This is a genomic window from Rhodosalinus halophilus, from assembly GCF_003298775.1.
Taxonomy (GTDB): domain Bacteria; phylum Pseudomonadota; class Alphaproteobacteria; order Rhodobacterales; family Rhodobacteraceae; genus Rhodosalinus; species Rhodosalinus halophilus.
This window is the reverse complement of the sequence record NZ_QNTQ01000016.1, coordinates 33,698-59,491: the sequence shown is the minus strand read 5'-3', so window position 1 is coordinate 59,491 and position 25,794 is coordinate 33,698. Positions and strand designations below refer to the sequence as shown.

23 protein-coding genes are annotated in these 25,794 nt (G+C 70.5%); 12 read left to right on the top strand and 11 right to left on the bottom strand.

All coding sequences use genetic code 11. The features are described 5' to 3' along the window. Positions 1-4: 4 nt before the first annotated feature. From DRV85_RS15670 to DRV85_RS15660, 3 genes are read right to left on the bottom strand one after another with little or no spacing between them, the layout of a single operon-like run. Positions 5-1,210, bottom strand: coding sequence for an aminomethyl transferase family protein (locus tag DRV85_RS15670; protein WP_113290423.1), 1,206 nt, complete (start codon positions 1,208-1,210; stop codon positions 5-7). After that, on the bottom strand, positions 1,207-2,787 hold the full coding sequence (locus DRV85_RS15665; protein WP_113290422.1) for a phytoene desaturase family protein: 1,581 nt from the start codon (positions 2,785-2,787) through the stop codon (positions 1,207-1,209). Before DRV85_RS15665 ends, DRV85_RS15670 begins: the two co-directional genes overlap by 4 nt. Further along, positions 2,784-4,421, bottom strand: coding sequence for a phytoene desaturase family protein (locus tag DRV85_RS15660; RefSeq protein ID WP_113290421.1), 1,638 nt, complete (start codon positions 4,419-4,421; stop codon positions 2,784-2,786). Before DRV85_RS15660 ends, DRV85_RS15665 begins: the two co-directional genes overlap by 4 nt. A 140-nt stretch (positions 4,422-4,561) precedes the next feature. Here DRV85_RS15660 and DRV85_RS15655 point away from each other — a divergent pair, with 140 nt between their 5' ends. The 9 genes from DRV85_RS15655 (at position 4,562) to DRV85_RS19050 (ending at position 13,088) form a co-directional block, all read left to right on the top strand. Continuing rightward, a complete protein-coding gene (locus tag DRV85_RS15655) occupies positions 4,562-5,215 on the top strand; it encodes a TetR family transcriptional regulator C-terminal domain-containing protein (RefSeq protein ID WP_233495547.1) in 654 nt (217 codons plus the stop codon). A 305-nt stretch (positions 5,216-5,520) separates the two neighbouring features. Beyond that, the gene (locus tag DRV85_RS15650) at positions 5,521-6,636 is read left to right on the top strand and encodes an ABC transporter substrate-binding protein (RefSeq protein WP_113290420.1); all 1,116 of its coding nucleotides are present in this window, start codon (positions 5,521-5,523) and stop codon (positions 6,634-6,636) included. Positions 6,637-6,734: 98 nt separating this feature from the next. Beyond that, positions 6,735-7,673: an ABC transporter permease gene (locus DRV85_RS15645; protein ID WP_113290419.1), complete on the top strand. Its 939-nt coding sequence runs from the start codon at positions 6,735-6,737 to the stop codon at positions 7,671-7,673. After that, positions 7,670-8,494, top strand: a complete 825-nt coding sequence (locus tag DRV85_RS15640) for an ABC transporter permease (RefSeq protein ID WP_113290418.1) — start codon at positions 7,670-7,672, stop codon at positions 8,492-8,494. Before DRV85_RS15645 ends, DRV85_RS15640 begins: the two co-directional genes overlap by 4 nt. Next, positions 8,491-9,579, top strand: a complete 1,089-nt coding sequence (locus DRV85_RS15635) for an ABC transporter ATP-binding protein (RefSeq protein WP_113290417.1) — start codon at positions 8,491-8,493, stop codon at positions 9,577-9,579. Before DRV85_RS15640 ends, DRV85_RS15635 begins: the two co-directional genes overlap by 4 nt. A 20-nt stretch (positions 9,580-9,599) precedes the next feature. After that, positions 9,600-10,256 (top strand): transcriptional regulator BetI, encoded by a 657-nt coding sequence (gene betI, locus DRV85_RS15630; RefSeq protein WP_233495546.1) that lies wholly within the window; start codon positions 9,600-9,602, stop codon positions 10,254-10,256. After that, positions 10,253-12,340, top strand: a complete 2,088-nt coding sequence (locus DRV85_RS15625; protein ID WP_113290415.1) for an oxidoreductase — start codon at positions 10,253-10,255, stop codon at positions 12,338-12,340. Before betI ends, DRV85_RS15625 begins: the two co-directional genes overlap by 4 nt. Next, the gene (locus tag DRV85_RS15620; protein WP_113290414.1) at positions 12,337-12,846 is read left to right on the top strand and encodes a hypothetical protein; all 510 of its coding nucleotides are present in this window, start codon (positions 12,337-12,339) and stop codon (positions 12,844-12,846) included. The genes DRV85_RS15625 and DRV85_RS15620 overlap by 4 nt, the downstream gene beginning before the upstream one ends. 14 nt (positions 12,847-12,860) lie before the next feature. Beyond that, on the top strand, positions 12,861-13,088 hold the full coding sequence (locus tag DRV85_RS19050; protein WP_233495545.1) for a hypothetical protein: 228 nt from the start codon (positions 12,861-12,863) through the stop codon (positions 13,086-13,088). On the opposite strand, the gene DRV85_RS15615 is transcribed toward DRV85_RS19050, so the two are convergent. Beyond that, positions 13,066-14,493: an aldehyde dehydrogenase family protein gene (locus DRV85_RS15615; protein WP_113290413.1), complete on the bottom strand. Its 1,428-nt coding sequence runs from the start codon at positions 14,491-14,493 to the stop codon at positions 13,066-13,068. The two genes, DRV85_RS19050 and DRV85_RS15615, sit on opposite strands and share 23 nt — an antisense overlap. 209 nt (positions 14,494-14,702) lie before the next feature. On the opposite strand from DRV85_RS15615, the gene DRV85_RS15610 reads away from it, so the two are divergent. Beyond that, positions 14,703-17,159: a GcvT family protein gene (locus DRV85_RS15610; protein WP_113290412.1), complete on the top strand. Its 2,457-nt coding sequence runs from the start codon at positions 14,703-14,705 to the stop codon at positions 17,157-17,159. 13 nt (positions 17,160-17,172) lie between these two features. On the opposite strand, the gene DRV85_RS15605 is transcribed toward DRV85_RS15610, so the two are convergent. Then, positions 17,173-18,510, bottom strand: a complete 1,338-nt coding sequence (locus DRV85_RS15605; RefSeq protein ID WP_113290411.1) for a flavin monoamine oxidase family protein — start codon at positions 18,508-18,510, stop codon at positions 17,173-17,175. An 88-nt stretch (positions 18,511-18,598) separates the two neighbouring features. Here DRV85_RS15605 and DRV85_RS15600 point away from each other — a divergent pair, with 88 nt between their 5' ends. Further along, entirely contained in the window at positions 18,599-19,228 is a 630-nt protein-coding gene (locus DRV85_RS15600; protein ID WP_147238865.1) for a TetR/AcrR family transcriptional regulator C-terminal domain-containing protein, read from the top strand. A gap of 21 nt (positions 19,229-19,249) precedes the next feature. On the opposite strand, the gene DRV85_RS15595 is transcribed toward DRV85_RS15600, so the two are convergent. Further along, positions 19,250-20,377: a permease gene (locus DRV85_RS15595; protein ID WP_113290469.1), complete on the bottom strand. Its 1,128-nt coding sequence runs from the start codon at positions 20,375-20,377 to the stop codon at positions 19,250-19,252. A gap of 182 nt (positions 20,378-20,559) precedes the next feature. Between DRV85_RS15595 and DRV85_RS15590 the strand changes: the two genes are divergently transcribed. Beyond that, positions 20,560-21,006 carry a MerR family transcriptional regulator gene (locus DRV85_RS15590; RefSeq protein WP_113290409.1) on the top strand — a complete coding sequence of 149 codons (447 nt, stop codon included), beginning with the start codon at positions 20,560-20,562 and terminating at the stop codon, positions 21,004-21,006. Here DRV85_RS15590 and DRV85_RS15585 read toward each other — a convergent pair. The 5 genes from DRV85_RS15585 to DRV85_RS15565 form a co-directional block, all read right to left on the bottom strand. Continuing rightward, positions 20,990-21,646 carry a uracil-DNA glycosylase family protein gene (locus tag DRV85_RS15585; RefSeq protein WP_158540178.1) on the bottom strand — a complete coding sequence of 219 codons (657 nt, stop codon included), beginning with the start codon at positions 21,644-21,646 and terminating at the stop codon, positions 20,990-20,992. The two genes, DRV85_RS15590 and DRV85_RS15585, sit on opposite strands and share 17 nt — an antisense overlap. An 82-nt stretch (positions 21,647-21,728) precedes the next feature. Beyond that, positions 21,729-22,661, bottom strand: a complete 933-nt coding sequence (locus DRV85_RS15580; protein ID WP_113290407.1) for a metal ABC transporter permease — start codon at positions 22,659-22,661, stop codon at positions 21,729-21,731. Then, entirely contained in the window at positions 22,661-23,875 is a 1,215-nt protein-coding gene (locus DRV85_RS15575; protein ID WP_113290406.1) for a metal ABC transporter permease, read from the bottom strand. Before DRV85_RS15575 ends, DRV85_RS15580 begins: the two co-directional genes overlap by 1 nt. After that, positions 23,872-24,699 carry a metal ABC transporter ATP-binding protein gene (locus tag DRV85_RS15570; protein WP_113290468.1) on the bottom strand — a complete coding sequence of 276 codons (828 nt, stop codon included), beginning with the start codon at positions 24,697-24,699 and terminating at the stop codon, positions 23,872-23,874. The genes DRV85_RS15575 and DRV85_RS15570 overlap by 4 nt, the downstream gene beginning before the upstream one ends. 11 nt (positions 24,700-24,710) lie before the next feature. After that, positions 24,711-25,622, bottom strand: coding sequence for a metal ABC transporter solute-binding protein, Zn/Mn family (locus tag DRV85_RS15565; protein WP_275401727.1), 912 nt, complete (start codon positions 25,620-25,622; stop codon positions 24,711-24,713). Between the last annotated feature and the right edge of the window lie 172 nt (positions 25,623-25,794).

The window sequence follows — 25,794 nt, the reverse complement described above, 5'->3', positions numbered from 1 at the left end:
GGTCTCAGAAATCGGCGGGCGGGGTCGCGCGGGCGCGGGCCGGGCGGTAGAAGGCGGCCCTCTGCGGGCGGGCACGGACCATGCGCCGCTCCCAGACCCCTTCCTCGCAGGTGTAGATCTCGGCCCAGAGGTCGCCCGACTTCGTCGTGCCCCAGGGCGCACGCACCTCGGCCAGCGCGATGTTGCGCTTGGCGGTGGGCGACCAGGTGCCGGAGGTGACATGCCCGACCTCGCGGCGCCGTCCATGATAGATCAGCGCGCCCTGCGCGGGTTTGTGTCCCTCGACATCGAGCCGGAGCAGCCGCGAGCGCGGGCCGCGTTTCTCGGCTGCCAGAAGCGCGCGGCGGCCGTTGAAATGCCCCTTGCCGAAGTCCACCAGCCGCTCGAGGCCCAGCTCTCGCGGCGTGCGCCCGCGATGCAGGCGCTCGGCTGCGTGGACAGGCTGGAAATCGACGCCTGCGGTCAGAAAGCCGGCCTCGATCCGCGCGATGTTCACCGCCTCGTAGCCCACCGCGCGCAGGCCATGTGCGCGGCCTGCCTCCCACAGCCGGTCCCAGAGCGGCAGCGCGGCGTCCCACGCGCCCCAGAACTCGTAGCCCAGATCGCCGGTGAAGCCCGTCCGCGAGATCGCGAGCCCCGGCGCCACCTCGCGGTGCGCGAAGGGGCGCAGGTCGCCCAGGTCGAGCCCCGCGGCCTTGAGGATGGCGTGAGACGTCGGGCCCTGAAGGGCGAGCGCCGCCAGCGCGTCGGTCTCGTCCGTCACGGCGCAGTCGAAGCCCCAGGCGGCGTCTTCCAGCCAGCCGAACATCGGCTCCTGGCAGCAGAGGCGAAAGTCGTCAGGCCCGAAGCGGAAGAGGGTGCCGTCGTCGATCACCATCCCCTCTTCGTCGCACCACAGGACATAGGCGACCCGGCCGGGGGCGAGCCGCGCCACGTCCCGCGTCACCATCCGGTTCAGCATCGCCTCGGCCTGCGGCCCGGCGACGCGGAACTTGCGCATCGGCGAGATGTCGAAGAGCGAGGCCGCGTTGCGCAGCGCGAAATACTCGAACTCCACCGTGTCGAGCACCGAGGGCGCGGCGTAGCCCGCCCAGTCGTACCAGGCCCGCGCGTGGTTCAGCGCGGCAAGGCGCTGGTGAAAGGGGCCGTCGATCAGCCCCTGCGGCACGGGCGTAGCGGCGCGGCCGGCGAAGCTGTCGCGCGCGTTCATGCCGCCGCCTCCCCCGCGGTCGCGTCGGCCAGGGCGACCCGCGCGGCGTTGCGCCCGGGCGCGCCCATCACGTCGCCGCCCGGATGGGCGCCCGCGCCGCACAGGTAGTGGCCCGCCGGCCCGAAGCGGTAGCGCGCCATGCCGTTGACCGGCCGCACCGTCAGAAGCTGGTCGAGGCTGAGTTCGCCGTGGTGCCAGTGCCCGCCGGGCGCGCCTGTCGCGGCCTCGATGTCGGAAGGAGTCAGGGTTTCGGCCGCGGTCACGCGGGCCGAGAGGCCGGGCAGGGCGGTCTCGAGCGCGGCGAGGGCTACGTCGCGGAGCCGGTCGCGCGCCGCCCCGGTCCAGCCGCCCTCCGGCGCATGCGGCACATACTGCACGATGGCCGACAGGACATGCCCGCCATGTGGCGCTGCCTGCGGGTCGGTGAGCGAAGGGATCACCGCCTCGATCACCGGCGCCTCGGAAACGCGGCCGTATTTCACCGGGTCGAAGGCGCGTTCGACCTGCTCCACCGAAGGCGCCAGCAGGAGGCGCCCGCCCAGGAGCTCGGGGCCGAGCCCCGGCACCTCCGGCAGTCCGTCGAGCCGCAGGTTCAGCTTGGCCGCCGTGCCCTTGGCGCGCATGTTGCGCAGACGGCGCACCGCCTCGATGTCGTAGTGCGCCGGGCCCGCAAGGCGCATCGCGGCGCCCGGCGCCGTCGCCACCAGCACGGCCCCGGCCGCGATCTCTTCCCCGTCGGCCAGCCGCACGCCGCAGGCGCGGTCGCCCTCGACGCGCACCTCCGTCACCTCCGCGCCGGTGCGCAACGCGGCGCCCAGCGACCGGGCGCGGTCGGCGAGGGCGGCGATCACCGCGTCCATCCCCCCCAGCGGCAGCGCCGCGCCGCCGCCGCGCGCCAGGCGATACATCAGCGAAAAGACCGTGCCGGGCGCGCGCGGCCCGGCCCAGGCGCCGCGCACCGCATCCGCCGCGAGGCTGCCGGCGAGCGGCCCGTCGGAGAGTTCGTCCAGGATCACGTCATGGGCGTTCGACAGCACGATGCGCAGGAACTCGCGCCGGTCGCCGCGGCCGAGCTTGCGGAAGTCCCAGCCGAGCGCCGCCAGCGGGCCGAGCCGGCGCATCCCGGCCAGATCCGCAAGCCGCTCGGACACCTGCGGCGGGGGGGCGTCCGCGAGCCGGGCGAGCAGCCCGCCGAAGCGGACCAGTCGCGCGGCGAGCCTGCGATAGGCCTCGGCCTCCGGGTGCGGCCTGCCGTCGGCCAAGACGGGCGACCCGTCCCGCACCACCACATGCCGCCCCTCCGGATCGAGGCAGACCGTGGGAAGCGCGCGCGTCTCCACCGGCCCGCCCGCGCCGAACCCGAGTTCGTTCAGCACGGCCGGCGAAAGATTGTAGAGCAGGTGCGCGATCCGCGGCATCGGCGTTCCGTCCGGGAAGGCGCCGCCCGCCGCCATCCCGCCGAGCCGGTCGGCCCGCTCCAGCACGCAGACCCGGCGCCCGGCGCGCGCGAGCGTCGCGGCGGCGACGAGGCCGTTGTGCCCGCCGCCGACCACAACGGCGTCGTAGCGCGCGCTCATGCCGCGAGATCCGGCATGTTGCCGGCCCGCCCGATGCGATGCAGGATCTCGCGCGCCGCGTTCGCGCCCGGCGCGGCCATGACGCCGCCGCCGGGATGCGCGGAGGAGCCGACGATGTAGAGCCCCTTCACCGGCGTGTCGTAGCGCGCATAGCCCGGCACCGGACGGTTGAAGAGCAGCTGGTCGAAGGTCAGCTCGCCCTGGAAGATGTTGCCCTCGGTGAGCCCCACCTCGTCCTCCAGCTCCTTCGGACTGCGGATTTCCATGTGATGGATGCGGCGACGGATATCGGGGCAGGCGACCTCGATCTTGTCGAGGACGGTTTCGGCCATCGCCTGCCGGCGCTCGGGCGTCCAGTTCCCGGCCGCGCGCAGGCCCTCCGCCTCCAGCTCGTAGGGCGCATACTGGATGAACACCGTCATCATGTGCTTGCCCGGCGGCGCCATCGTCGGGTCGATCTGCGAGGGGATCAGCATGTCGAAATAGGGCTCGTCCGACCAGCGCCCGCGCTTCCAGTCGTCGTAGGCGCGCTCGAGCTCCCGAAGCGACTCCGAACAGTGCAGATCGCCGCGCAGGAAGCTCGCGCCCGGCGGCGCCGCGGGAAACTCCGGCATGCCGTCGAGCGCGATGTTGAGCTTGGCCGAGGAGCCGCGGATCTTGAATCGCTCGACCGCGCGCAGGTAATCCTCCGGCAGCGCCGCGCGCGGCGTGTGGCGCAGGATCGTGCGCTTGACGTCCATGTTCGAGGCGACGATGGGCGCGCGGAACTCCGCCCCGTCCGACAGCGCGAGGCCGGTCACCTTCCCGTCGTCGACGAGGATCTCCTCCACCCCTGCGCCGGTGCGGATCGTGCCGCCGGCTTCCTCGAAGGCCGCCGCCAACGCGTTCGAGATCGCGCCCATGCCGCCCCGCGCGAAGCCCCAGGCGCCGATCGCGCCGTCCACGTCGCCCATGTAGTGGTGCAGCAGGACATAGGCGGTGCCGGGGGAATAGACGCCGAGTCCCGTGCCGATGATGCCCGAGCCGGCGAGATGCGCCTTGACCAGGTCGCTCTCGAAATGCTCGTCGAGGAAATCGCCGATCGAGGCGGTCCAGAAGCGGATCGTCTCGCCGAGCTCGCGGGAACCAAGGCCGTGCGCCCGCTTGAGCAGGAAGGCCAGTTCGCCCAGGTCCCGCGGCCGCGCCGAGAGCGGATCGGGCGCCGGCCGCAGCAGGAAGGGTCGGATGAAGCGGCACTGCCGCAGGATCGTCCGGCTGTAGCGCTGGTAGGCGTCGGCGTCGCGTGGGCTGTGGCGGCGCAGCTCGCGCCGAAGTTGCGCAGGGTCGGCGTAGTAGCCGAAGTGCCGCCCGTCCCGGGTGAAGCTGCCGCCGCCTTCGTAGGGGATCACCTGCAGCCCGAAGCGCGGCAGGTCGAGGTCGCGCACGATCTCGCGGCGCAGCAGCGAGCAGACGTAGGAGCAGTTGGAGTAGGTCCATCCAGGCGTGAGCGACCGGCTGACCGCGGCGCCGCCGATCCAGTCGTTCTTCTCGACGACCAGCGTGCGCAGGCCCGCCTTCTGCAGGTAGCAGGCGGCGGTCAGGCCATTGTGGCCCGCGCCGGCGACGATGGCGTCGTATCGGCCATGCTCCGACATCTTGCTCCCCCGGTGAGTCGCCCCGACGGTAGCGGGCGCGCAGGCCGCGGTAAAGTTTGAATGAACGCTCAAACAATTCCTGCGCTGGACCCCCATGGGACTTGCTGCTATTCGCGGCGCGCCAAGCGGGAGAGACTGCGATGAGCGAGATGCGCACCGGGCAGAGCGGCTCGCAGCGTCCCCGGAAGGAGCGCAAGACCAACGCCGACATGCGCCGCCGGCAGCTGGTGGAGGCGACGCTGAGCTCGATCGTCCGGCACGGTCTGGCGCGTACGACGCTCGCCACCGTGGCGCGCGAGGCCGGGCTCTCGCAGGGCGTGGCCGTGTTCTACTTCGAGACCAAGCAGGGTCTTCTGACCGCAGCGCTGCGCGAGATCTATCGCCGCTACGAGGCGAACTGGATGGCTGCGCTCGACGCTGCCGGCCCGCGCGCCGAGGACCGGCTGCTCGCGCTGCTCGACGCGGATTTCCGGCCGGAAGTCTGCAGCCGCGACGCGCTGGCGGTCTGGTATGCCTTCTGGGGCGAGCTGAAGACGACCGAAACCTACGCGGAGATCGCCGCCGATTTCGACGCCCGCAGGTTCGACGCGCTGCGCGGCATCTGCCGCGAGCTCGTGAGCGGCGACGCAGACGCAGGCGAGTTGGCCGAATGGCTCGACACCTTCTGCGACGGCTACTGGCAGAAGCTCTATCTGTTCCCCTCGGCGCACGGGCCCGAAGACGGCCGCCGCGCGCTGCGCGGTCTGCTTGCCCGGCTGTTGCCGGACCGCGGGGCCTTCGCCGCCCGGGACTGACCGATACGGGCGGGCGAGCCGATTCGCCCTGATGGCGGTCGTCCGGCCGTGGAAGGGCCTGTGGCCGCGTCAGGTCCGACGGCGCCGGAACGGGCACGAGACCGTGCATTTCTTGTGCGTTTCGAGGAGACCGCGCGGGAACGCCCGTGTTCGGCCACGAGCACGGGCTTGACGCGGCGGGAGGCTGCGGACACTCTTTGAATGAGCGCTCAATCAATGAGCGGTCCGGCCTCCCGCCCGCGGGACGCCGCAATCCGGAAAAGGGCAGGGCGGCTGGAACCGTCCGCACGACAGGGAGACAACGCATGGACGTGATCGATCATCTCGCCGCCGTCCGGCGCGGCAGGCTCAGCCGGCGGGCCTTCACCAGGACGCTGCTGGCCGCCGGCGTCGCCACGGTCGCCATGCCGCTGCGCCCGGCGCGCGCGCAGAGCGATGGGGCGACCTTCTTCACCTGGGGGGGCTACGACATCCCCGAGCTTTTCGTGCCCTATGCCGAAAAGCACGGCGCGCCGCCCAACTTCACCACCTTCGGCGGCTCCGAAGAGGCACTGACCAAGATGCGGGCGGGCTTCGTCGTCGATGTCTCGCATCCCTGCAACCAGGGGCTGCCGCGCTGGGTGGCATCGGGGCTGTTCCAGCCGATCGACACGGCGAAGCTGTCGAACTGGGGCGACGTGATGCCCGAACTGATCGACCTGCCGGGCAACGAGGCCGAGGGCGGCCTGCCGTGGATGGCGCCCTTCGACTGGGGGCAGACATCGGTCACCTACCGCACCGACATCTTCGAGGTCGAAGGCGAGGAGTCCTGGGACATGCTCTGGGACGATCGCTACAGCGGGCGGCTCGGCAGTCTCGCCTCGGCCGGCGACGCCTGGTGGTGCGCGGCGATCAAGGCGGGCGTGGACTTCGCCGACATCGCCACCGAGGACGGCTTCCAGGCGACGGCGGCGGCGCTGCGCGAACAGCGCCCGCACATCCGCGTCTATACCGACGACACCACCACGCTGGAACAGGCGCTCGCCTCGGGCGAGCTCGCCGCCGCGATGACCTGGAACTCCTCGGCGGTTCTGCTGCAGGCCGACGGTGTCCCGGTGAAATTCGCCAAGCCCAGGGAGGGCGCGCTGACCTGGGTCTGCGGGCTCATGATCCACAAGGATGCGCCCCACCCGGAGCTGGCGCACGACATCATCGACTCGCTGCTCAGCGTCGAGAGCGGGCACTTCATGATCGAGGACTACGGCTACGGCCATTCCAACATGCGCTCCTTCGACAAGTTCAGCGAAGAGACGCTTACGGGCCTCGGCCTGTCCAAGAACCCGCTCGAGATCCTGCAGGCCGGTCACTTCCAGACACCGCAGACGCAGGAATTCGAGACCCGGATCAACGAGGAGTTCGAGATGATCAAGGCCGGCTTCTGAGCCGGCCTGCGACGCACCGCTCCGGAGCGCGGGCGCCCCGCGGTCCGGCCCGCCGCCCGCCCCGCCGGGCGGCCCCATCCTGAACCGGAGGCGCGCGCGTGGCCGACATTGCCGAGCCAGCCCAGGCGCAGCAAGCCGCCCGGCCCGCACGACGCGGGCGGGGCGCCAACGGACGCCTGTTCTACAGGCACGAAAGGCTGCGGGGCTACGGGCTGCTCATGCCGGCGCTGCTGTTCATGGCGGCGGGGATCCTCATCCCCTTCGGCATTCTCGTGACGATGAGCTTCTGGACCCAGACCGGGTTCGACATCGACACCTCCTTCACCCTGGACAACTACGCCAAGGCCTTCGAGCAGCCGGTCTACCAGACGCTCATCCTCCGCTCGCTCTACATGTCCGGCGCGGCCACGGTGGCGACGGTGCTGTTGTGCTATCCGATCGCCTATTTCGTGGCCTTCCATGTCCACCGCGGCAAGATGCTCTGGCTCATCCTGCTGACGCTGCCGTTCTGGACGAGCTACCTGCTGCGCGTCTTCGCGTGGAAGACGGTGCTCGGTTACAACGGGGTGATCAACTCGGCGCTGATGTCCGTGGGCCTGATCGACCAGCCGCTCGAGTTCCTGCTCTACAGCCAGTCGGCGGTGATCATCACGCTCGCCCATGCCTGGGCACCCTTCGCCATATTGCCGATCTACGTCTCGCTGGAAAAGATCGACCGCTCGCTGCTGGAGGCGGCGACCGACCTGGGCGACGGCCCCTGGCGGCGCTTTCTTCGCGTCACGCTGCCCCTCTCGGCGCCGGGGATCATCGCGGCCACGCTGCTGATCTTCATTCCCACCGTGGGCGACTACATCACGCCCGCGCTCCTGGGCGGGCCCGACGGCGTGATGATCGGCAACATGATCCAGATGCAGTTCGGCCGCATCAACGACTGGCCGATGGGCGCGACCCTCGCGATCATCATGATGATCTGCGTCGCGATCGTGGCCCTGACGGTCATCGTCGGCACGAGTCGCCTGAAGGCGCGGGCGTCATGAAGGGCGACTCCTACATCGACCGGTCGAGCCGGACGCTCACGCTCTACGCCGTGCTGTTCCTGATCGTGCTCTACTTGCCGATCCTCTTCCTGCCGCTCTTCTCGTTCAACGACTCGATCTACATCGCCTTCCCGCTCCAGGGATTCACCACCGCCTGGTACGCGCAGATGTGGGAGAACCCGCAGATGTGGGCGGCGCTGGGCAACAGCGTGAAGGTGGGGATGGCGACGGCGGTGATCTCCACCGCGCTGGGCGTCTTCGCCGCGAAGGCCATCACCCGCTACCGGCTGCCGGGGCAGGGGCCGCTCGTGGGCTTCATGATGCTGCCGCTGGTGGTGCCGCTCATCATTCTCGGGGTGGCGATCCTGATCCTGATGTCCCGGCTCGGCGTGCCGCTCTCGCTCTACACGGTGACGCTGGGCCATCTGCTGATCTGCACGCCCTTCGCGATCGCCACGCTGATCCCGCGCTTCGAGGGGCTCGATCCCTCGCTCGAGGAGGCCTCGGCCGATCTGGGCGAGAACATCTGGTGGACCTTCTGGCGCGTGACCTTCCCGGTCGTCTATCCGGGGATCATCGCGAGCCTGCTGCTGACCTTCACCATCTCCTTCGACGAGTTCATCGTGGCCTTCTTCCTGGCCGGCACCGAGCAGACGCTGCCGATCTACATCTGGAACCAGCTCCGCTTCCCGCGCGAGCTGCCCAAGGTGCTCGCGCTGGCGTCGGTCATCCTGCTCGTCTCCTTCGTCGTGGTGTTCCTCAGCCTCTGGCTGACCAACCGCGGTAACCGCACTCTCGTCCAGCCCGGCAAGGATCAATGACCCAGGACGCCTACATCCGCATCGAGAACGTCACCAAGCGTTTCGGCAGCTTCACGGCGCTCGGCGACGTGTCGATGGACATCCGTGAGGGCGAGTTCTTTTCGCTTCTGGGCGCCTCGGGCTGCGGAAAGACGACGCTCCTGCGCCTGCTCGCCGGGTTCGAGAGCCCGACCGAGGGCGAGATCTATCTCGACGGAGACCCGATCAGCGGCGTGCCGCCCAATCACCGGCCGGTGAACATGGTGTTCCAGTCCTACGCGATCTTCCCGCACCTCGACGTGCGCGACAACATCGCCTACGGGCTGCGCAAGCGGAAGCTGCCGAAGGCGCGGCGTGACGAGATGGTGGACGAGATGCTCCACCTCATCAAGCTGCCGGACTACGGCGACCGGCGCGCGAACCAGCTCTCGGGCGGCCAGCGCCAGCGCGTGGCGCTGGCGCGCGCGCTGATCCTGCGGCCCAAGGTGCTGCTGCTCGACGAGCCGCTGGGCGCGCTTGACAAGAACCTGCGCGAGCAGATGCAGCTGGAGCTCAGGCAGATCCAGCGCACGGTGGGCATCACCTTCGTCTTCGTGACCCACGACCAGGAGGAGGCGCTGACGCTGTCGGATCGCATGGCCGTGATGGCGCGCGGCAAGCCGCTGCAGATCGACACGCCCGAGGCGCTCTACGAGCGCCCCGCCAACCGCGAGGTGGCCGAGTTCATCGGCAGCATGAACTTCTTCGAGGGCCGGGTCACGCAGGCCGACGGGCAGGGCGTCGATCTGGACGTCGCGGCGCTCGGCCGGATCGCGGCGCCGGACGGGGCAGGGGGGCTGTCGCCCGGCCAGCGGGTCGCGCTCGCCATCCGTCCCGAAAAGATCGCTCTGAGCGACACGCGCCCCGAGCGCGGCCACGCCGTGCGCGGACGCATCCAGAACGCCGCCTACCTGGGCGAGCGCAGCCACTACTACGTGCAGCTCGACGGGATCGAGGCGCCTGTCGCGGTCTCCGCCAACAACAGCGCGCCGGTGCGGCACGTCCCCGAGGCCGGCGAGGTCTGGCTGAGCTGGCCGGACGAGGCGATGCGCGTGCTGGCCGAATGACCGCGCGGGAGGTCGGCGCCATGACGACGCGGACGCGGCCCCGCCGCACCGAACCCAGGGAGGTTCGCCGCCAGCAGTTGATCGACGCCACCATCGCCTCGATCGCGCAGCACGGCATGTCGGGCACGACCATGGCGACCGTCACGCGGCTCGCCAATCTGTCGAGCGGGATCGTCGCCTTCCACTTCCAGAGCAAGGAGAACCTGTTGGTGGAGACGCTGCTGAGCCTCGCGCGCGAGCATCGCGAGGTCTGGCGGGCGGCCTACGACGACGCGGCGCTCGCGCCCGAGGCGAAGCTCTGGGCCTTCGTCGCCGCGCATTTCCACCCCTCGGTCTGCGAACGGCCCAAGCTGTCGGTCTGGTTCGCCTTCTTCGGCGACGCCCAGTTGCGGCGGCTCTACCGCGAACGCCTCGGCGAGATCGACGAGGAGCGCTGGCAGGAGGCCAAGCGCCTGTGCCGCGCGCTGCAGGAGGAGGGCGGATACGAGGGCCTCGATCCCATGGATATCGCGAAATCCCTCGAAGGGCTCTACGACGGCCTCTGGCTCAACATGATGATCCACCCCGAGGAGTTCACCGCCGAGGATGCGAAGCGGCAGGTGCTGCAGTTTCTCGCCCGCACCTTCCCGCGGCACTTCGATCCCGAGAGACCGCCCGACCCGGAGCGCCCCGAATGAACCGCGATCCCCGCTATGACCTGCTGTTCGAACCGCTCCGGATCGGGCCGGTGACGACGAAGAACCGCTTCTACCAGGTGCCGCACTGCACGGGCATGGGCTGGCTGCGGCCCCGGATGCTGGCCGAGATGCGCGGCGTGAAGGCCGAGGGCGGCTGGGGCGTGGTCTGCACCGAGTACAACTCGATTCACCCCGCCTCGGACGACCTTCCCCATCCCTCCGGCTCCCTTTGGGACGACAGCGACATCCGCGCCAACGCGCTGATGGTCGAGAAGGTGCACGCGCATGGCGCGCTCGCGGGCGCGGAACTGTGGTTCGGCGGCGCGCGCACCGCGAACCTCTACAGCCGCGAAGTGTCGATGGACGTGATCTCGGCCCCGAACTTCACCGGCCACCCGTTCCAGACGCGGGCGATGGACAGGCAGGACATCCGCGACTTCCGCAGCTGGCACCGAGATGCTGCCCTGCGCGCGAAGGAGGCCGGCTACGATATCGTCTATGTCTACGCCACGCACGGCTATCTGCTGTCGAATTTCCTGTCGCCCGTGATGAACACGCGCAGCGACGACTACGGCGGCAGCCTGACGAACCGCGTCCGCCTCGTCCGCGAGGTGGTCGAGGAGACGAAGGAGGCCGTGGGCGACCGCTGCGCCGTCGCGGTGCGCTGGTCGGCCGACGAGTCGATCGGCGAGGACGGCGTGCCCGTCTTCGGCGAGCGGCACGAGATGTTCGGGCTGCTGGCCGACCTGCCCGACCTCTGGGACATCAACATCGCCGACTACTCCGTCGAGATGGGGCTGTCGCGCTTCGTCAAGGAGGGCGCGCTCGAACCCTACATGCGGCACGTCAAGGCGATGACCTCGAAGCCTGTGGTGACGGTGGGCCGCTTCACCTCGCCCGACACCATGGCGCGCTGGGTAAAAAGCGGCCTCGTGGACCTGATCGGGGCCGCGCGGCCCTCGATCGCCGATCCCTTCCTGCCGAAGAAGATCGAGGAGGGACGGCTCGACGAGATCCGCGAATGCATCGGCTGCAACGTCTGCTACGCGGGCGACGGCATCGGCGTGCCGATCCGCTGCACGCAGAATCCCGCGATGGGCGAGGAATGGCGCCGCGGCTGGCATCCCGAACGCCTGCCGCCTGCGCCGCGCGCAGCGACCGTGCTGATCGTCGGCGCGGGGCCCGCGGGGCTGGAAGCCGCGCGCGCGGCGGCGGTGCGCGGCTACGAGGTGATGCTGGCCGAGGCCGGGACGGAGCTTGGCGGTCGGGTCACGCGCGAGGCCCGCCTGCCTGGGCTCGGCGAATGGATCCGGGTGCGCGACTATCGCGTGCAGGCCCTGCAGAAGATGCCCAACGTGCAGATCTTCCTCGACAGCGAGATGACGGCCGAGGCGGTGCGCGAGGTCGGTGCGGATCACGTCGGCATCGCCACCGGCGCGCGCTGGCGGCCGGAGGTGCACGAGATGGGCGCGTTCCGCGCCGTCGCGCCCGAGGGCGTCCCGGTGCTCACCCCCGACTCCATCATGGCCGGACAGATGCCGGAGGGGCCCACGCTCGTCTTCGACGGCGACGGCTACTACCACGGCGCCGCCATCGCCGAGAAGCTCGCGGCGGCGGGCCGTCCCGTGACCTATGCCACGGCCGAGGATTCCGTGGCGAGCTGGGGCGGCTACACTATAGAGAGCGGCCGCGTGCGCGCGCGGCTCATGCGCCTTGGCGTGCGGCTCGTCCTTTCGCACGCGATGGGGGCGTTCGACGGGGCGCGCGCGCGGCTCTCCTGCGTCTATACCGGCGCCGAGCAGGAGCTCGCCGCCACCTCCCTCGTGATGGTCAGTGCGCGCCGGCCGAACGACGGGCTCTATCGTGCGCTGCTCGACGCCGCCGGGGGGGATCCCGGTGCGCTGCCTTTCACGCTTAAGCGGATCGGCGACTGCGAGGCGCCCGCGCTCATCGCGGCAGCGACCCACGCCGGCTATCGCTACGCCTTCGAACTCGACGCGCCGGATGCGCCCGAGGGTCCGCCCGCCCACGATCGGGTGGATGTCGGCTTCGACGGTCTGGAAATCCCGGCGCACTGGAAATGACGACTCCCGACCGAAGCTACACAGAGCGGCTCACGCTCTTCCACGAGGAGGAGGTGACGGGCGTCGCCTATTTCGCGGCGCTCGCGGCGATGCAGCCCGAAGGCGCGCGCCGCACCGCCCTTGGCCTGCTGGCCGAGGTGGAACGGCGCACGGCCGTGGTGACGGCGCCGCTGCTCGCCCGGCATGGCCTGACGCCGCGGGCCGCGGCGACCCTCGCGCGGATCGGTCGGGACCAGGCCCGGGCGCAGGGCGGCGACTGGCAGGCGCTTCTGGCCGAGATGCTGGAAACCTATGGGGGCTTCATCGCGGCGTTCCGTGCGCTGGAGGCCCACGCGCCGCGCGAGGATCGTCCACGGCTCGAGGTCATGACGGCCCACGAGGTCGCGGCGCTCGACTTCGCGCGGCGCGCCCGCGCCGGCAGGCCCGACGCGACGGCGCCGCTGCGCGCCTTCCTTTCGGACAGCGCGGCCCTTGTGGACGACGCCGGAGGCGACGCGGAGCCATGAGGCCGGCCGCGATCATGCCGACAGTGGCGGCGGCCCTCGCCGCGCTCCTCGCCGCCGGGGCGGCCCGGGCCGCCGAGGACGAGAGACCCCTGCGCGACGGCGCGGCGGCCCGCGCGGCCGCGTGCGCCTCCTGCGACAACCGGCACCGCGCGTTGCAGCGCCTTCAGAAGGCCCGCAGTACGCCGGCGACGCCCGCCGAATCCACCGTCGCGCCGCCGCTCAGCCGAAATGAAGGCTCTTGACCTCCTGGTAGTCCTCCAGGCCCATGAGCCCGCCCTCGCGCCCGTTGCCGGAGGCCTTGTAGCCGCCGAAGGGCGTGCCCCAGCCCATGCCGCCGCCGTTGACGTGCACCGCGCCCGCGCGCAGCCGCGCGGCAACACGCTCGGCGCGCGCCGCGTCGCCGGTCTGCACGTAGGCGGCCAGCCCATACTCGGTGTCGTTGGCGATGCGGATGGCCTCGGCCTCGTCCGCCGCGGGCAGGATCGACAGGACGGGGCCGAAGATCTCCTTCCGCGCGATCTGCATGTCGTTGGACACGTCGGCAAAGACGGTCGGCCGCGCATACCAGCCCTGATTGAGCCCCGCGGGCCGTCCCGGCCCGCCTGCGACCAGCCGCGCGCCTTCCTCGATGCCCGTCTCGATCATCGCCTGCACGCGGTCCCACTGCAGCTTGTCGAAAAGCGGGCCGATGTGGTCGCCCTCCTGCTTCGGGTCGCCGACGCCCGTGGACTCGGCCGCGTCGCGGGCGATCTCCACCACCTCGTCGTAGCAGGCGCGCTCGACGATGAGCCGCGTGGGCGCGTCGCAGGACTGCCCCGTGTTGAGGAAGCACTCGGCGACCGAGTCGCGCACCCGCTGTTCGAGCGCGTCGCCGCAGTCGGCGAAGACGAGGTTGGGCGACTTGCCGCCCAGCTCCAGCGTGACCCGCTTCACCGTGTCCGCAGCCGACTTCGTGACAGAGATCCCCGCCCGCGTGGAGCCCGTGAAGGACACCATCGCCAGCTTCGGATGCCGCGCGAGCGCGTCACCCACCTCGGGCCCCGTGCCGTGGATCAGCGCGAAGGCGCCGGCGGGCACGCCGGCCTCATGCAGGATCTCGGCGTAGATCGCTGCCGAAAGCGGCGTGTGCTCCGACGGCTTGAGGATGCAGGGGCAGCCGGTGGCGAGGGCGGGCAGCACCTTGAGCGCGATCTGGTTGATCGGCCAGTTCCACGGCGTGATGAGGCCCGCGGGACCGATCGGCTCGCGCACCAGCGTGTCGCCGTTGGCCAGCCGCCAGCGCTCCTCCTGCGCCTCGAGCGCCTCGATGAAGCCGTCGGCATGGCCGGTTCCGGCCTCGGCCTGAACCTCGCGCGCCATGGTGATCGGCGCGCCCATCTCGCGCGTCATGGCCTGGGCGAGATCCTCGCGCCGCGCCTCGGTTCCCGCGCGGATGCGGCGCAGCAGTTCGATCCGGTCGGCCTTGCGCCATCGCCCGAACTCCTCGAAGGCGGCGACGGCGGCCTCGGCGGCACGATCGACGTCCGCCGCGGTCCCGAGCGCGACGGTGCCGATCTGCGCATCCTCGGCCGGGTCCATGATCGGCATCGTCCCGGTGCCCTGCGGCGCGACCCACGCGCCGTCGATGTAGAAGCGATCGGTGTTCATCCTGGCTTTCCTCCACTCACTGCCGTGCGGCCCGGTCGGGCGTCGGTCTTCCATCATGCTGCCAGATGCGGCGCGGCTCCGACAGCAGATCGCGCGCTGCTGTGGCGCTACGCGCCATTGATTGAGCGTTCATTCAAAATCTCCTTGCACGCGTCGATGCCGGGGCGCAATGCTTCGGGGACACGGGAGAGGCACAGGAGGGACGGGGAATGCCGAGGCTGCCATCGCACGCGCAAGTGGTCATCGTGGGGGGCGGCTCGATCGGCTGCAACACCGCCTATCACCTGACGAAGCTCGGCGTTGCGGACGTGGTCGTTCTGGAGCGCGATCAGCTCACCTCGGGGACGACCTGGCATGCCGCGGGCCTGATCGTCGCCGGCCTGCTGAAGTCCGAGGCGGAATGCGAGATCTACACGCATGGCCGCGACCTCTATGCCCGGCTCGAGGAGGAGACGGGCGTGCCCACGGGTTTCCGCGCCGTGGGCTACCTTCAGGTCGCCAGCAACGAGGAGCGGGTGCACGAGATGCGCCGGGTCGCGCCCTTCATGCGGCGCCACGGGATCGAGATGCACGAGGTCTCGCCGCGCGAGGTGCAGGAGCTCTTTCCCATCGGCGACGTGCGCGACGTGCTGGCCGGATTCTACATCGCCGAGGATGGCCGCGCGAACCCGGTGGACGTGACCATGTCGCTCGCCAGGGGCGCGCGCATGGGCGGCGCGAAGATCTTCGAGAACACCGCCGTGGCGGAGATCCTCACGGAAAGGGACCGCGCCGTGGGCGTGCGCACCGCCGGGGGCGAGGAGATCCGCGCCGAGCATGTGGTGATCTGCGGCGGCATGTGGTCGCGGCAGCTGGGCGCGCGGGCCGGCATCACCCTGCCGCTGCAGGCGGCCGAGCACTACTATCTCATCACCGACAAGATCGAGGGGCTGCCGCGCGACCTGCCGGTTCTGGAGGATCCCAAGACCTACACCTACTACCGCGAGGAGGTGGGCGGCCTGATGCTCGGCCTCTTCGAGCCCGGCGCCGCGCCCTGGAAGCTCGAGGGCATCCCCGAGGATTTCGCCTTCGGCGAGATCGAGCCCGACTGGGACCGGGTGGGCCCCTGGCTGGAGCTCGCCTACAGCCGCGTGCCGCAGGCCATGGACGTGGGCGTGCGCAAGCTCTTCTGCGGGCCGGAGAGCTTCACGCCGGACAACGCGCCGCTGGTGGGCGAGACGCCCGAGCTGCGCAACTGCTGGGTGGCCTGCGGGATGAACTCGCTGGGTATCCTGAACGGGGCAGGGACGGGCCGGGTGCTCGCCCACTGGATCGTGGACGGGCTTCCGCCCATCGACGTGACGGGCATCAACGTGAACCGCTTCACGAAGCATCACGCCACGCCGGCCTTCCGCCGCGACCGGACGACGGAACTGCTGGGCAAGATGTTCGGCCAGCACTACCACAACGAGGCGCCGAAAACCGCGCGCAACCTCAAGCGCTCGGTGCTCTACGACCGGCTGAAGGCCGCTGGCGCGTATTTCACCGAGGGCAACGGCTGGGAACAGCCCGACTGGTTCGCGCCCACGCCGGAGGAGGCGAGGATCGAAAGGCTGAGCTGGTTCCGCCAGAACTGGTGGGACTGGCACGCCGAGGAACACCGCGCGGCGCGCGAGGGCGTGATCGTGATGGACATGTCGAGCATGTCCAAGTTCTCGGTCGAGGGGCCGGACGCCTGCGCGCTGCTCTCGCGGCTGAGCTGCAACGAGGTGGATGTGGCGCCCGGCCGCGTCGTCTATACCGCCTGGGCGAACGAGGCCGGCGGCTTCGAGGCCGACCTGACTGTCACCCGGCTGTCGGAGACACGCTTTCTCGTCGTGGTGGGCGAGAACTCGCACGGCCACACCGAGATGCGGATGCGCCGCCATATCGGCGCGGGCGAATGCGTCACCATCACCGACATCACCGCCGGCATCACGCAGATCAACGTTCACGGTCCGAAGGCGCGGGCGCTGATGCAGAGGGTGAGCACCGCGGACCTCGGCCACGAGGGGTTCCCCTTCATGACCGCGCGCGAGATCGACGTCGGTTACTGGAGCCTTCTCGCCTTCCGCGTGACCTTCGTGGGCGAGCTGGGCTGGGAGCTGCACGTGCCCGCGACAGCGGCCGTGCAGGTCTATGACCTGCTGATGAAGGCCGGCCGCGACCTCGGCGTCCGGAACGCCGGCATGCAGACGCTGAACTCGCTGCGCCTGGAAAAGGCCTACCGCGACTTCGGCATCGACGTGGACAACACCGACAACCCGATCGAGGCGGGCCTGGGATTCGCGGTGAAGCTCGACAAGCCGGGCGGCTTCATCGGGCGCGACGCGCTCGCCGCGATCAAGGCGCGAGGCGTGCCGAAGACCCGGATGCTGCAATTTCTGCTCGAGGATCCCGAGCCGCTGCTCTACGGCAACGAGGTCGTCTATCTCGACGGCGCGGCGGTCGGCCACCTTCAAGTGGGGGGCTACGGCCACACGCTGGGCGGCGCGGTGGGGATCGGCTTCGTCGAACTCGACCGCCCCGTGACGCCCGAGATCGTCGAGGCCGGCCCGTGGGAGGTGGACGTCGCGGGCGAGCGGGTGCCGGCCCGCGCCGCGCTGCGGCCGATGCTCGACCCGCAGATGGCGCGCGTGAAGTGCTGATCGCGCGCGCGGGTCAGGCCAGAAGGCGCACCACCGCGCGGGCCGTCTCGGTCCCCGAGATGTCGGCGCCGCCGACCGTCGCCCAGAGATCCTCGTGGCAGGCCTCGCCGGCGAAGAAGATCCGGTCGGCGACCGGCGCGCGCAGCACCTCGCGCATCGGGTAACCGCCCGGCCGGGCCGAGGCGTAGCAGCCCCGCACCAGGGGGTCGCTGCTCCAGGCCGTGACGGCGCCGCCCATGTAATGGCGGTCCACGTCTGACCCGATCATCCCGCGCAGCTTGCCCAGGACGAAGTCGATCGCGGCGTCCGGGCCGGCCTGCTCGAGGTCGCGCGCGAAGCGGCCCCCCACGTCGCAATAGGCCAGCCCCGTGCCGCTGGCATTCGTCAGCGCGCCGAAGGCCTCGTCGCTCGCGTCCACCTGATGCAGCAGGTATCCGTCCTCGCCCATACCGAAGATGTCTTCGGCGAAGCGCAGGGTGATGTGGTTGTAGTCGCCCATCGCGATCTCGTGGAACGACGCCTGCTTCGGCTCGGGAAGGGCGGGGTCGAAGGCGATGCCGCCCGCCGCCAGCACCCCCGTCGAGACGGTGACGATGACCGCGCGCGCCCGGATCATGCCGCGTGGCGTCTCGACCTCCACGCCCGGCCCGCCCCAGCGGATGCGCGTGGCTGGCGTGTTCCGCGCGATCGGCAGGCCGGCGGCATGGGTTGCCACCAGCGTGCCGTACCCGGCAGCATGGTAGTAATCGGTGCTGTCGGCCGAGTTCCACCAGTCCGCGCAGGAGAAGGCGTCCATGTCCTTGCCCATCTCCCAGGGGCCGATGCCGAACCAGGCGGTGCGCGTCCAGGTGCCGGTCGAGGGAACGACCCCGGCCGGTGCGATGTCGCGGCCCCGCCGTCCGGCCTTGCCGATCGCACCCTCCACCGCGTCCCAGGCGTCCCAGAGTTCGGCGGTTTCGGCCGGGCTCGCGGGGCGGTCGTCGGTGAAGATGCGGAACGCCTCCGGCGCGCGGTAGAAGCGGTGTCCGCTCGCCTCGGCGCGCGCGAAATAGGGGTTGCGCCGCCCGTTCTGCACCCAGTGCGCGCCCAGGTCGTGCGGCACGCCGAAGCTCTCGGTCTCGGTGCGCGCGCGCCCGCCGACGTATCGGCCGGCCTCGAGGTGGACATGGCTGAGTCCCGCGGTGCGCAGCACATGGGCCGCGGCGATGCCCGCGGCGCCGGCGCCCACGATCACCACGTCGGGGTTGGCGGGAAAGTCCTGGCTCGCCGCCGCAGCCGAGGGCAGGAGCGTCGCTGCGCCCGAAATCGAGACGAAGCCGCGGCGCGTGAGTCCGTGGTCGCGTGACGTCATGCCGGGATACTCCTAACCTGCGCGGCAAGATCGGAACGTAAAGTAGCTCTACGCTGTAGAGTTAGTCAACGAAAAAGGGAGACCGGCCGTGCCGAGACCGGCCAAGCTGTCGCGTGAAACGATCGTCCGGGCTGCGATGGAGATTCTCGACCGAGAGGGCGAGAGGGGCTTCAGCATGCGCAAGCTCGCCGCCGATCTCGGCGTCGATCCCATGGCGCTCTATCATCATTTCGCCAATCGGCGCGCCTTGCTGCACGAGGTCCTCGAGACGATGATGGCGGAATGTCCGGTGCCGCCTCCGGGCAAGGACTGGCGCGAGGATCTGCGCAATATGTGCAACGGCTTGCGCGACCTCGCGCGCCGCCATCCGGGGACGTTTCGCGCCTACGAGCTCTACGACGAATGGCTCTCCGCCGAGCACCGCCTGCGCGAGGCGGTCCTCGCCACCCTGCGGCGGGCGGGTTTCCCGCCGCGCCGCGCCGTGCAGGCCGCGCGCCTGCTGCTGACCTATGCCGAGGCCTTCGCCGTGGACGAGATCAGCGGCTGGATGGAGCCCTTCGACGCGGCCGAGCGCGCGGCTTTCGAGGCCAGCCTGCCGGCCCGCGCCTGTCCCGTGACGGCGGAACTGGCCGAGGAGATCGGCGCGGTCGATCCCGACGCCGACTTCGACTTCGCCCTCGACACGCTCATCCGGGGACTGGAGAGCAGTCTCCGCTGAGCCCGGCCGCGGATGGTGCGATCAGCCCGCCGGTCCCGTGACGTTCAGCGCCCAGCCGATGGCCACGACCTGCGGCACCGTGAGCAGCGGGAGCAGCAGCGCGGCGCGCAGTCGGCCGGTCGCCTCGCGCAGGATCAGGATTTCGGTATAGTCTGTGGCGACCCCGGCCATGAGGAAGGTGAAGGCGTTTCCCGGCGCCGCTGCGCGCGTCATCAGATCCGCGGCGATCGGCACCGACCCCTCCGAGCAGACCTCGATGATCGTGGCCGCCGCCAGCGTCGCGGCGAGGCCCATGAGCGTCGGACCGAACCATGTCCGGAACACCTCCGCTGGCACCGTCGCCTGAATGAGCGCCGCCAGGACGACCCCGAAGAGCAGCCAGCGCAGGATCATCCGGCTGGCCGTGACGGCGCGGCGGGCCACGTCGCCGAAGAACGCAAGGTCGTAGCGTTGCGCCGCGAGCCCCGCCTTCGCCTCGCGCCAGAGGTCGAAACCGGCGGGCAGGTCCACGCGGTTCGGATTGGGCCTCACCCGGCCGCTGCGCTCCAGCGCCTCGACCACGAGGCCGGTCAGCAGCGCCATGACCAGCGATGCGACGAGGAAGACGACCATCCATCCCCAGCCCATCAGCGCGCCGATGATGATGGTGAGGGAAAGCGAGTTCCAGGGACTCGCGATCAGGAAGGCGAAGACCTGGCCCAGGCTCGCGCCCCGCTCGTAGAGCTTGGCGCCCACCATCAGCACGCCGTGATTGCACAGATCGAGCAGAACGCCCGCCAGCACGGCGCGCAGGAGGCTCTTCGCGCCCTGGTCGCGGCCGATGACGCCGATGACGAAGGCCCGCGGCACCCGGTCGATCAGTCCGACAGCGAGCATGCCCACCAGGATGCCCCACCACATCGCGTTCATCATCTCGCGCACGCCATGGGCGAAGTGCCCCAGCCCGAAGGGCGTATCCTGGCCGATGGCGAAGGAGGCGGGATAGGCCAGCAGGATCGCGAGCGCCGATCCCCAGAGCAGCCAGTCGAAGCGCCGCCGCCCCCCACCCGCCGAAGCGTCGCCACCGCAGCATGCCGCGTCCTCGACGTGCGGCGGAGCCGCGTCCGGAAGGACGAAATCGCCGCCACAGCACGGGGGCCTGCTGGGCATGGGGGCGCGCCGGGACAGGGTTCGGTCGTCGGTCATGCGGCGGATATGCATCCTCTAGCCGCTGTAGGTTCAAGAGGCGCAGGACGCTCGCGTCGCGGCGTGGTCCCGCGCGCGCCCCCGGCTCGCCTTGCCGGCGGCCCGGCCCGAACCTACAGTTCGTGAAGAGAGCAGGGAGCAGCGCGATGCTGACGATCGGCGCACTGGCGCGCGACACCGGCACCAAGGTGCAGACCATCCGCTACTACGAACAGATCGGGCTGATGCCCGCGCCCGCCCGGACCGCGGGCGGGCAGCGCCGCTACGCGCCGTCGGACCTCGACCGGCTGGCCTTCATCCGGCACGCGCGGGAACTGGGCTTCGGCCTGGACGCCATCCGCGATCTGCTCGGCCTCGCCGACGATCCGGAGCGGCCCTGCGCCGAAGTGGACCGGATCGCGCAGCGGCAGCTCGGCGAGGTCGAACGCCGGATCGCGCGGCTCGACGCGCTGCGCGCCGAACTGCGCCGCATGCTCGAGGACTGCCGCGGCGACCGGATTGCCGACTGCCGCGTGCTGGAGGTGCTGCGTGACCGCTCGAGGTGCCTGACGGAGCATGGCGAAGAGCGCGAAACAGTCACCCGAGGTTCCTGAACAGGTCGTCCAGCGCCTCCTGGCTCTCGCGCCTTTTCATGATCTTGAATTGGGAAAGATGCGGCAGGCCGATCCATATCCCGCCGGGAAAGGTGCCCCGAGACGCCGTGTAGTTGCCCCATCCCGTCGGATAGCGCCTGGCGGCGCGAACCCGGAGAAGGCTTGCGATTTCGCGATTTGCTGTGCGTCCCATCGACACCACGACCCGCGGCGTGACCTTGCCGAGGATTTCCCTCCAGAGGGTCTTGCCGAAGGCTATCGCTTCGGGAGCACCCTGCAGCGTGTCTTCGCTCGGGGAGCGGAACGGCACGAGATTCCCTGCAAGAACCTCCTCGGGCACCACGTCGAGCCGGGCGAAAAGCGCCATGACCTGATCCTGCAATGCGCTGCTCGGCCCCCAGTCTTCGACCTCCCGGCGATAGGCGGACCCGGCCTCGCTCGAAAATTTCCCGTGAGACGGGTCCACGACCCTGCCGCCGGGGTTCAGGCCGATGAATGCAACCCGCGCTCCGTTCAGCACGCGACGGGGGCTGTAGAGCAGACGCCACTCCAGCGCCTGATCGGGGTAGCGCCGGCGCCGCGCCTGATACGCGCGCTCGATCGCAGCCTCCCAACGCGCCGCATCATCCTCGGCGCTCACGACGCAATGCCTCTGACCGCTCGGAGGGCCATTCGTACCGGTCCGGCATGTGTCCTCCGATCCTGCGGGCTGCCAATCGCCATCAAGGCGCCTCCTGCCTGCCCACACCAACCCGGCTCCGGTGCGGGCCGAAGAGGCAGGCGAGGCCGAGGATCGCGCCCGAGACGGCGGCGATCATGCCCGCGGCGCTGACGGCGTTCTCGGCCCCGAACCAGAGCGGCCCGTAGCCGGCGAAGACGTAGCCCAGCACCGCCGAGAGCGTGGCGAAGCCGACCGACCACCAGACCTGATGCGCGAGCCGGTTGGTCATGAGCCGCGCCGCGGCGGGCGGGCAGACGAACATGGCGATCACGATGATCGACCCCACCGCGTCGAAGGCCGTCACGGCGGCGACCGCGGCCGCGATGACGAGGCCGAAGCCCACGGCCGAGGCGGGAATGCCCAGGGCCCGGGCGAAGCCCTCGTCGAAGGTGGCGATCTTGAGCCAGCGCCAGAAGACGACGGTGCAGGCGACGAGCAGCGCGCAGACCACGGCCATGCGCGGCAGCTCGTCGGGCACGGTGGCGAGCGCGGCCGGATCGAGCAGCGACTCCCATCCCGTCGCGCGGAACCAGACCAGCGTCTCCAGATTGCCCATCAGCGCGTGCTGCACGTCGAGATGCACGTCGCTCGTGTCCGTCTGCTCGAGGATCAGCACGCCGGCGGCGAACATAGTGGTGAAGACCACGCCCATCGCCGCGCCGGGCTCGATGCTGCCCAGCCGCTTGACCGCCTCGATGAGGACGACGGCGACCACCGCCGCCGCCGCCGCCCCCAGCAGCATCGGGATCGCGGCGACGACACCCGTGACGAGGAAGGCCACGACGATTCCCGGCAGCACCACGTGGCTGATGGCGTCACCGATCAGCGCTTGCCGGCGCAGGATCAGGAAGTTTCCCGGCAGCGCGCAGGCGACCGAGGCGAAGATCCCGATCAGGATCGGCGTCAACGAGAACTGGACGAACTCCGGGCCCATCAGCGCGCTCCCACCGCCACCGGCGGGCCGAGCCGGCGGTCGAACTCCGCGATCTCGTCGGGGGTGAAGACCTCCTCGATCGGCGTCAGCCCGTCGTAGCGGCCGGTCAGCCCCGCGTCCTGGTGGATCTCGCGCGCCACTTCCCAGCGGCGTTCGTCGCGGGCGACCTTTGCGGCCTGAGCGCGGCCCGCTTCCGTCGGCACGCCGTCGGGGCGGACGAGCCCTTCGCGCGCAAGCAGACGCAGCGTGTAGGCCTCGCGGATCGGGTGGTGCGCGGCGAGCGCCAGCAGCCCCTGCCGACGATGCACGCGGCGCTGGAAGCGTCGGTGGCGCAACAACGCGGCCAGAACGCCGCGCACCGGCGCGAAGAGCAGCGACAGCACGAAGATCGCCGCGGCGACCAGCACGATGATCGGCCCCGTGGGCAGCGCCGGGGCGGAGGCGGACATCGCCGCGCCCAGATAGCCGGCCGCGCCCCCCACGCCGCCCGCGATCCAGATCACCCGGCCCGCCCGCTCGCTCCAGAATCGCGCGGCGACCGGGGGGATGATCAGCAGGGCGACGATCAGGATCAGCCCGACCAGCTTCAGCCCGATCACCGTGATCGCCATGACGAGCGCCATCATCAGCAGGTCGATCCGGCGCACGTCGTAGCCCGCGGCGGCCGCATATTCGCTGTCGAAGGCCACGAGCGTCATCGGCCGGCGCATCAGCCAGGTGGCGAGGACCGCGAGCGAGCCGCCCACGGCGATCACCACGGCGTCCTGAAGAAGCATCCCCGCCGTGGACCCGAGCAGGAAGCTCTCGAGACCGGCCTGCCGGCCCGCACTCATGGTCTGGACCACGGTGAGCAGCACGATGCCGATGCCGAAGAAGACTCCGAGCACTGCGCCGATCGCGGCGTCTTCTGCCAGCCGCGTGCGGCGGGTCATCCACTCGATGACCAGCAGCCCGATCCAGGCCGTGACGGCCGAGCCGAGCAGAAGCCCCGCGAGGTTGCGCCCGTCGCCGCCCAGCGACACCATGACGATGAAGGCGAGGCCGACGCCCGGCAGCGTGGCATGGGCCACGGCGTCGGAGACCAGCGCGCGCTTGCGCAGGAACATGAAGGTGCCCGACGCGCCCGCCGCGAAACCCAGCAGAGCCGCGCCGATGGCCACCAGTGCCGCGTTGTAGCCCGCCTGCAGGAGAAGCGCGTCGAGCAATCCGGTCAGGCCCTCCCGCCCGCGACGGCGAGTTCGTCGAGATGGGCGGCCGCCAGCCGTCCGCCATAGGTGGCCTGCAGCGCCTCGGTCGTGAAGGTGGTTTCGACCGGCCCCTCCGCGATCCGCCGCACGTTGATCAGAAACACATGGTCGAAATAGGCGCGCACGGTCGAGAGGTCGTGGTGCACCGCGACCACGGTCCTGCCCTCTGCCTCGAGCGCTTTCAGCACGTCGATGATCGCCCGTTCCGTCGCGGCGTCCACACCGGCGAAGGGCTCGTCGAGCAGGTAGAGATCGGCGTCCTGCGCGAGCGCGCGCGCGAGGAACACGCGCTGCTGCTGGCCGCCCGAGAGCTGGCCGATCTGGCGGTGGCCGAAATCGGCCATGCCCACCCGGTCGAGGCAGTCGCGGGCGGCCCGTGTCATCCGGCCCGAGAGACGGCCGAGGAGACCGACGCGACGATAGAGGCCCATCTGCACGACGTCCATCACGGTGGCCGGGAAATCCCAGTCCACGCTGGCGCGCTGGGGAACATAGGCGATCCGCTCCCGGGCTTCCTTGACGGGCCGGCCGAAGACGTGCACCTCGCCGGACAGGCGCGGGATCACGCCGAGAGCGGCCTTGAGCAGCGTGGACTTGCCCGCCCCGTTCGGGCCGATGATCGCCGACATGGATTGCGCCGGAAAGGTCGCGTCCACGGAAAAGACCGCCGGCTTCTCGCCGTAGGACACCGTCAGGCCGCGCACGGCGAGCGCGGCTTCGGCGGGGATCGCGTCCGGGCGGGCGGGCCGGCCGTGGTCGGCCGCGATCGCGGGTCGGCTTGACGGTGTCATGCGGCGCTCCATCAGTTCAGCAGCCCCTGCATGCCGGTATCCGGCGCCGCGCCGCCCAGCGCGCGGGCGATCGTGGTGGCGTTGGAGTCGATCATGCCGATGTAGGTGCCCTCGTAGGTTCCGGGCTCGCCCATCGCGTCGGAATAGAGCTCGCCGCCGATGACGACGTCGTGGCCTTCGGCCCGCGCGCCCTCGACCAGCGCGCGGATGTTCCTGTCCGAGACCGAGGTCTCGACGAAGACGGCGCGGATGTCGCGCTCGATCAGCAGGTCGACGAGCTCTGAGATCCGCGCGAGGCCCGCCTCCGACTCGGTCGAGATGCCCTGGATGCCCACGACCTCGAAGCCGTAGGCGTTGCCGAAGTAGTTGAAGGCGTCGTGCGAGGTCAGCAGGATGCGCGACTCGGCGGGCACCGAAGACAGAACCTCCGTCGTGTAGCGCGAAAGCTCGGCCAGTTCCTCGAGATAGGCCGCGGCGTTGGCGGTGAAGGCCGCCTCGCCCTCGGGGTGCGCCTCGATGAGCGCGTCGCGGATGGTCACGACGACCCGCGCCCATAGGTTGGGATTCATCCAGACGTGCGGGTCGAAGCGGCCTTCGTAATCCTCCGAGCCGATCAGCAGGTTTTCCGGCACCGCCTCGGCGACGGCGACGACGTGCTTGTCCTGCGCGAGGTCGAGCAGGAATTCCTCCATCTGCGCCTCGAGATAGAGGCCGTTCCAGAGGACGAGATCCGCCCGGGCCGTCGCCACGATGTCCGTGCGGGTCTGACGATAGGCGTGCGGGTCGACACCCGGTCCCATGAGCGCCTCGACCTCGACGAGGTCGCCGCCCACGTTTCTGGCGGCGTCGGCGATCATGCCGGTCGTCGCCACCACGGCGAGGCGCTCCTGTGCTGTCGCTCCCACCGCGAGCAGGAAGGACATGAAGGCCGCCGCGGCGGCCAGAAGCCCCCTCTTGATCCTATGCACTCTCGAAACTCCCCATTTCGCGCGGCATGCCAGCGGCGCCGTTCTCATGCACAATCAATAGTGCGAAGCAGTCGCAAGGTCAATGCTTTTGCAAGTCATTATCAATTGCGGCGGTGCGAGGTCGCCG